Origin of the sequence: Nostoc sp. (assembly GCF_036919575.1) — a bacterium.
Classification (GTDB): Bacteria; Cyanobacteriota; Cyanobacteriia; order Cyanobacteriales; family Nostocaceae; genus Nostoc.
Genome location: NZ_JBALBY010000022.1, coordinates 101,999 through 109,801, shown reverse-complemented (window position 1 = coordinate 109,801; position 7,803 = coordinate 101,999). Strand labels below are relative to the sequence as shown.

Genomic DNA, 7,803 nt, shown 5'->3' with positions numbered 1-7,803 from the left:
AAAAATTGGCAGGAACTCCCAACGCATCCTTTAACTGTGCTTCACTAACTCCTAACTTTGCCGCCGCTGCTGCAAAATTCGGTCGGGGTGGACGCTGATTGCGATCGCCTTGATTTGAAAAATTGGCAGGAACTCCCAACGCATCCTTTAACTGTGCTTCACTAACTCCTAACTTTGCCGCCGCTGCTGCAAAATTCGGTCGGGGTGGACGCGGCTCTTTCTCCGATGGTTGGTTGGATGGTAGTTGCGCCTGTGCAATTTGATGGAATTGATTAGCGGCATTTGCCTGATTGAGTGAAATAAAACCAAATGTGCCAACCAAAACAGGAATCCCTGTCACGACTAGTATTCGACGAATATTCATGATTAAAATCTCCAAAAGTTTATATTTCTAATTACAGCAGATTTCAAGGAAGGTGAAGTACACAACGATTGAGAGCATCTCAGTGTTGCAAATATACCAGACGAGAAACAAGATTCTTGCTCCCTCTCCGAACCCACGGAGAGGGTTGGGGTGAGGTTTTACAAGGCTTTTTACACTCATTGAGATGCTCCCTAACGATTCGTCTCAAAGCCAAGTATCAAGCCTGTTTTACTCCTGAATTCTGACTCCTGAATTCTGAATTCTGAATTCTGAATTTCAGTTTTGTCATTTGAGTCACGAATCCTCTGGCAACATCATGGCTGAAGGTGAAGCGAAGTGCAAGGTTTAAGGGACTGACAAGAAATAAATTATCCATCTTGTGGGGTGGGCTTTCCTGCCCACCCTAAATATAGGACGGGTGCGGACACCCATCCCACAAGAAAATTTGGGTTTTGAAATCTAAAACTTTCAGGTACCCTGAAGTTGATATATAAAAGAGCAATTTTCAAATGACCATTTACTTTTATAAGGTTTGGCAGCCTTATGGCTGTTTTTCTAACTTTTCTCCCCACGAAATCCACATCCAGGGTACTTACTGGGCAACCGTTGAGCATTATTATCAAGCCCAAAAGTTTGTCGGCAGCACAGATGCAGCAATTATACCCCTGATCCATGCCGCCGCCACCCCAGAAGAAGCTGCCGCTTTGGGAAGATGTAGCGATCGCCAACTCCGTCGAGACTGGAATTTAGTTAAAACTCAAATTATGCGAGAAGCTGTACTCAAAAAGTTTCTCACTCATGCCGATATTAGAGAAGTTCTCTTGAGGACAGGCGATGAGATTTTGGTTGAAAACTCCCCAACCGATTCTTTTTGGGGCTGTGGTGCTAATCAAGCCGGTCAAAACCATCTAGGTAAAACTCTCATGAGTGTGCGTGAAGAAATCCGTAATTTACGATCTTTAACGGTAATTTACGAATAGTTTCATCAAAATAGTTACATTCAACATAAAATCAGCAATTATACGGGGAATAGTAAAATTCCCTAGCGAAAAATATTTGAAAAAGTTGCTAATAATTTAGTTATTTGTTTGAAAAAATCCGAATTAATTGCTTTATGGGGAAAATATTTTCCCCATAAAGCAATTATGAAGAAATTAGTTGAGTGATATCACTGAAATAGTTTGATGATTAAGAATATAAAATTGATGGGTGTCTGGATTAATATTTTATCAACTTTAGACTTGAGAGGATATTTTGAAAGTATTTGCTGATTTACCTACCAAAGGGTTTGAGGGGAGCATCTCAGTGAAACCAAAAATACCAGATGAAAAACAAGACTCTTGCTCCCTCTCCTTACTAAGGAGAGGGTTGGGGTGAGGTTTTACAATTATAAAAAAATTAGACTTCAGTCATACTGTATATAAACAATGACAATTACCGATAAACCAAACCAGTTGCAACAAAGCTTAGTAGTCCAAAAAAGTTTACTACACCGGATGATCAAACAGATCAGGCGATCGCTCGACCTCCCAGAAATATTAACGACTACCGTTAGCCAAGTGCGTTCATTTTTGGATGTAGACCGGGTGAAAGTCTATCGTTTTAATGCTAGTGGTAATGGTGAAGTCATTGCTGAATCTATTCATGAACAACGTCTGCCATCTTTATTGGGGTTAAACTTCCCAGTTGATGATATTCCAGAAGCCGCCAGAGAGATGTTTTTGTTACTGGGGCAACGTTCGATTGTGGATGTGCCAAACGGGAAGATCGGGCTATCGCCTCTAAAGTCAATAGAATCTGGCAAACATCTAGAAAGCAATATCTACTATCGGCAGGTAGACTCGTGCCATATTCAATACCTAAAGGCAATGGGCGTGCAGTCTTCGTTAGTAATCCCAATTTTACATTCCGACCTCCAAGAACAATCGGCAAAGCCTAAATTGTGGGGATTATTAGTAGCTCACCACAGTGAACCGCGAGAGATTTTGAAGCGAGAACTAAAAGTATTGCAGGAAGTTACTGACGAAGTAGGGATTGCGATCGCTCAAAGTAATCTACTCACCCAATCCCTCGCCAAGCAAGAGCGAGAAGCTACTATTAACCGAGTTACCACACTATTACATAAACTACCGACAATCCAATTACAGAAAGCCCTAGAACAAGTTATTAATGGCTTCGGTGGAGTCGGTGGCAGGCTTCACATTGAACAGAATCGGGAACTATACACCTGGGGCGACCAGCCGAAACTCCCCTATGAGTCAGATGACAATATTATCGAAGAGCATCTGGTATGGCAAGACTGGATGGCTGAGTCTAAACCAGGTAATGTTTGGGTAAGTGATGACCTCTACAAAGAACCACGTTTGCGAGTTTTGGCTTTAGCCTTCCGTTCTACTAAAATTCGCGGACTGATGGTGATTCCCCTACATTACCGCGAAAAATTTATTGGTGTATTAAGCATTTTTCGCTCTGAATTTGAAACAGAAGTCTTGTGGGCGGGACGATGTGAACAAAATCGCCGACAAGTGTTACCCCAGCTTTCCTTTGAGCTTTGGCGAGAGCAAAAAAAGGGGCAATCATCTGAGTGGAAACCGGAAGAAATCTTGTTAGCGCAAGCCTTAGCCGAGCATTTCTCAATGGCAATTGAGCAGCACCAAATGTATAAACAGGTACAGACGCTCAATGCCAACCTAGAATTGCAGGTGCAGGAGCAAACTGCTGAACTCGAAAAATCATTACTGCTTGCCAAAGTACTCAAGCAAGTCACAGAGCATATTCGCCGCACATTAGACTTGCAGACAACCCTGCAATCCATCGTTCGGGAAGTCCGTCCCTTGATAAATTCAGACCGAGTGCTGATTTTTCAAATGAAGACTAAATCAGTGATTGTGGAAGAGATTAATGGCAATTGGCAATCAGTTTTGGGATTGAATGCACCAGCAGAATGCTTTTCTGATGAGTATAGCCGTCTATCCTTTCAGGGCAGGATACGGGCAATTAACAACGTTTCAACTGCTGATTTAAGTGATTGTCATCGAGACTTTTTGCAGAGTCTGCAAGTGCAAGCAAACTTAATAGTTCCGATTAGGATTGGTGTGGAACTATGGGGCTTAATAATTGCCCATGAGTGTGAGGCTCCCAGAAATTGGCAGGATGGAGAAATTGATTTATTGCAACAGTTAGCAGATCAGGCTGCGATCGCCATTCAACAAGCACAACTCTACGAACAAACCTGTAATGCCGAAACTGAATCTAGAAATCAAGCTGTCCAGTTAGAGCATTCTCTAAATGAACTCAAAGAAACACAGATAAAATTGATTCAGATCGAAAAAATGTCCGGCTTAGGACAGTTGGTGGCGGGTGTCGCCCACGAAATCAACAACCCCGTTAACTTTATTTACGGGAACCTGTGCCACGCCAGTGAGTACACCGAACAACTCCTAGACATTTTACGTCTCTACCAGCAACACTATACCCATCCCCATAGTGAAATTAGCACCGCGATCAAAGCAATGGACTTTGACTTTTTGCTAGAAGACTTCCCGAAAATTATCAACTCAATGCAAGTAGGAACCGATCGCATCCGCTCAATAGTACTGTCATTACGCAATTTTTCTCGCTTGGATGAGTCTGAAAACAAGCGCGTTGATCTGCATGAAGGCATTGACAGTACCTTATTAATTTTGCAACATCGGCTGAAAGGAAATGCTGAATTTCCCCGCATTGAGGTAATCAAAGACTATGGCAACATCCCACTGGTGGAATGCTATGCTGGCCAAATGAATCAGGTATTCATGAATATTATCAGCAATGCCATAGATGCCTTGGGAATGGGGAATGGCGAATGGGGAATGGGGAATGAGGAAATGATCACAGAGAACAATGGGAACAATGAGTATAACCTATCCCTAGTACTTCGGGAACGCTCAGTACAACTGCCCACTATCCACATTTCCACTAAACTCTCAGTAGACAACTCTCGTCTGTTGATTCGGATTATTGACAATGGGTCTGGAATGACTGAAGAGGTGAAAAAGCGAATTTTTGACCCGTTTTATACTACCAAACCTGTAGGCAAGGGTACAGGACTGGGACTGTCAATTAGCTATCAGATTATTGTCGAAAAACATGGTGGAATAATGGAGTGCATTTCAGAACCTGGCAAAGGTACAGAGTTCTGGATTGAGATTCCCGTCAAGCCTCCAGCCACTCCAACCAAGATTTTAACTATTTCACCCTAAGTCAACTTAGAGCCAGGGCGAATAGAATTCCCGGCTACACAAACAAAGCCAGGGCGAATAGAATTCGCGGCTACACAAAACTTAGTCCACCTTCTCTTCGAGACGCTGTTCGCGTTCGTGGACTAATACAAAATCAAGGATTCTTAACCCACGTTCGCCCTTGGCGTTCCGCAGGAAAGGTGGGTAAAGTCTCGTGTAGACAAGCCAGTGCGTTGGGGAGCCAGCGCGGTCTTGGGGGTTTCCCCCATGAGCGACTGGCGTCGGCGAGCCACTCTTGTTGCACCTGGCGTGCGGTTTCTAACCGCCCTTTTAGCTGCGGAATGGCAAGTGCGATCGCATAGATCCGATAAAATAACCTTAATGGCGGTCAAGGCTATGTCAGTTACTAGTGGATATTATGCTTTGTGACAAACTGTTCGGGAGTAGGATTGAGTTTGTATTGGTAAGTTAGTAGCATATAGATGGATTTAATTCTTTGCCACACAACAGCAGATTTTGACGCGGTAGGAGCAGCAGTAGGGCTAACACGCCTACTACCGGGAAGTAAGGTTGTGCTGACTGGCGGTTCTCATCCTACTGTACGGGATTTTTTAGCATTGCATCGGGATGAATATCCGTTGATTGAACGCCGTTCGGTGAATCCAGAAAAAATTCGTTCTCTGACTGTGGTGGATACGCAACACCGCGATCGCTTGGGTAAAGCTGCCGAGTGGTTAGATTTGCCCCATTTAAGAGAGATTATAATTTATGACCATCACTTAGGACAAGAATCAGATATTCCCGCCACGCGATCGCATATTTCCTCGGTAGGAGCCACTACAACTTTAATCGTTGAGCAATTGCAACAACAGCAAATTTCCCTGACTCCTGCCGAAGCAACTGTGATGGCTTTAGGTATCCACGTTGACACTGGCTCTTTGACCTTTGACCAGTCTACACCACGGGATGCTTTAGCTTTGGCTTGGTTGATGCAACAAGGTGCCAGTTTGTCGGTAATTTCTACCTACCGTGACCCTGGCTTGTCTTTACAATTGCAGCAGCTATTAACTGAGGCGCTGGAAAATTTAGAATATCTCTATCTACATGGATATACGGTTGCTTGGGTAACTCTGAAAACAGATAGTTTTGTGCCGGGGTTATCGAGTCTGGCTTCCGAACTCGTAGAATTAACCGAAATTGATGCCATACTATTAGCTAATGAGTATCCTTTGGGTGAAAGTGATTCACGCTTAACAGTAATTGGGCGATCGCAAATTCCCAAAACAAATCTCAACCTATTATTCCAACTTTTGGGCGGCGGCGGTCATTCGCAAGCTGCATCCTTGAACTTACGCAAAGTAGATTCGCAGGCAATATTAAAACAACTCCTGGACGGAGTAAAAGCACAAATTCCCCATCCCCCCACCGCTAGAGATTTGATGTCTTCTCCTGTCCGCACTATTCTGCCTGAAACCACAATTGGCGAAGCCCAGCGCATTTTATTACGCTATGGACACTCTGGTTTATCTGTAGTTGATGCTCAAAAGCAACTGGTAGGTATTATTTCGCGGCGGGATATTGATATCGCCTTGCACCACGGATTTAGTCATGCGCCAGTTAAGGGTTACATGACAAGAAATCTGAAAACAATTATGCCAGATACAACACTGCCAGAAATTGAGTCGGTGATGGTGACTTATGATATCGGACGCTTACCAGTAATGGAGAATGAGCAGTTAGTTGGTATTGTCACTCGTACTGATGTATTGAGGGAATTACATCAGGAAAGAGAAGAGGAGAGGGGAAGAGAGGAACAGACAAAGACGGGAAGAAGGGGGGAAAGTAATCTTAATCTCCCTCAATTGCAGAATAAACTTGCTCCTCGATTGTGGCAACTACTTACCACAGCATCGCAAGAGGCAGAAAAACGGGGTTGGCATCTTTATCTAGTGGGGGGTGCGGTGCGAGATTTGCTATTAGCCCAAGCATCGGGTACTTTGATGATTAAAGATATTGACCTTGTGGTTGATGGTTTTCACAAATCAGCAGATGTCGGTGCTGGTGTAGAATTAGCTTCATCACTACAACAACTTTACCCTGCGGCTCGCTTAGAAATTCACGGGGCTTTTCAAACTGCTGCTTTGCTGTGGCACAAAGACCCAGAATTAGATTCTTTATGGGTAGATATTGCCACTGCTAGAACAGAATTCTATCCTTATCCAGCCGCAAATCCAGAAGTTGAGGCGAGTTCCATTCGTCAAGATTTGTATCGTCGAGATTTTACCATCAACGCCCTCGCCTTGCGCCTGACTACTCCCCGTGCTGGTGTAGGGGCGCAGCCTGCTGTGCCCCTACTTGACTTCTTTGGCGGCTTAATCGATTTACAAGCTAAACAAATTCGGGTTTTACACGCCAATAGCTTTATCGAAGACCCCACCCGGATTTATCGTGGTGTGCGCTTTGCTGTGCGCTTCGGATTTCAGATTGAACCGCAAACTGAAGAGTTTATCCGCTATGCCATCAACAGTGGCGTTTACGATCGCACTGCTCAAGAGAATAGCAGAACTCCAGCCCTGCAAACTCGACTGAAAACAGAATTAAAGCACATCCTAGAAGCCCCCTACTGGAAATCGGCTTTGCAGTTACTCGATAACTTAGGGGCGTTGCAATGTATCCATCCTAGCCTGAAGCTAGATATGGAAGTCATACGACAATTACGTTTGCTAGAACGCTGTTTGCGGCGATTTGACCCGCAACCAACCCTTATCCATTGGGAAATGCGCTTAGAAACATTAATCGCCCACCTAGCAGCAGAATATCGAGCGAAAGTAGCAAAAAATCTGCAATTGCCAGAGGATAGCATTGCGAGGCTGAAGAACTTAGCTCAAGTGCAAACTGAGGCGATGACATTATTACCCACTTTGCAACGCCCCAGTCAAGTAGTGCAGTTGTTGCGACAATATGATTTACCAATGCTGATTTTAATCGCCGTGCAAAGTCCGCGAGAGATTAGACATCAGATTTGGGAATATTTGACTGTTTGGGCGAATGTGCAGCCACTATTGAATGGCAATGATTTAAAGAAACTTGGTTACAAACCAGGGCCGCAGTATCGGCAAATCTTAGATGATGTACTTGCTGCTACCTTGGATGGAGTGATTAAAGATCGCACAGAAGCTGAAGAGTTTTTAGCCAAGCATTATCCTCATTAATTTATAT

General features: G+C 43.9%; 4 protein-coding genes and 1 pseudogene. 4 read left to right on the top strand and 1 reads right to left on the bottom strand.

Annotated elements, in window-relative coordinates; translation table 11 throughout:
- Window positions 1-364: pseudogene (locus tag V7K27_RS07400) on the bottom strand (hypothetical protein); the annotation flags it as partial.
- A gap of 509 nt (window positions 365-873) precedes the next feature.
- Here V7K27_RS07400 and V7K27_RS07395 point away from each other — a divergent pair.
- The 4 genes from V7K27_RS07395 (at window position 874) to V7K27_RS07380 (ending at window position 7,796) form a co-directional block, all read left to right on the top strand.
- A complete protein-coding gene (locus V7K27_RS07395; RefSeq protein ID WP_334945767.1) occupies window positions 874-1,344 on the top strand; it encodes an N-glycosidase in 471 nt (156 codons plus the stop codon).
- A 447-nt stretch (window positions 1,345-1,791) separates the two neighbouring features.
- Window positions 1,792-4,605, top strand: coding sequence for a GAF domain-containing sensor histidine kinase (locus tag V7K27_RS07390; RefSeq protein ID WP_334945765.1), 2,814 nt, complete (start codon window positions 1,792-1,794; stop codon window positions 4,603-4,605).
- Between the two features lie 246 nt (window positions 4,606-4,851).
- Window positions 4,852-5,013 (top strand): hypothetical protein, encoded by a 162-nt coding sequence (locus V7K27_RS07385; RefSeq protein ID WP_334945763.1) that lies wholly within the window; start codon window positions 4,852-4,854, stop codon window positions 5,011-5,013.
- 53 nt (window positions 5,014-5,066) lie between these two features.
- A complete protein-coding gene (locus V7K27_RS07380; RefSeq protein ID WP_334945761.1) occupies window positions 5,067-7,796 on the top strand; it encodes a CBS domain-containing protein in 2,730 nt (909 codons plus the stop codon).
- Window positions 7,797-7,803: the final 7 nt, after the last annotated feature.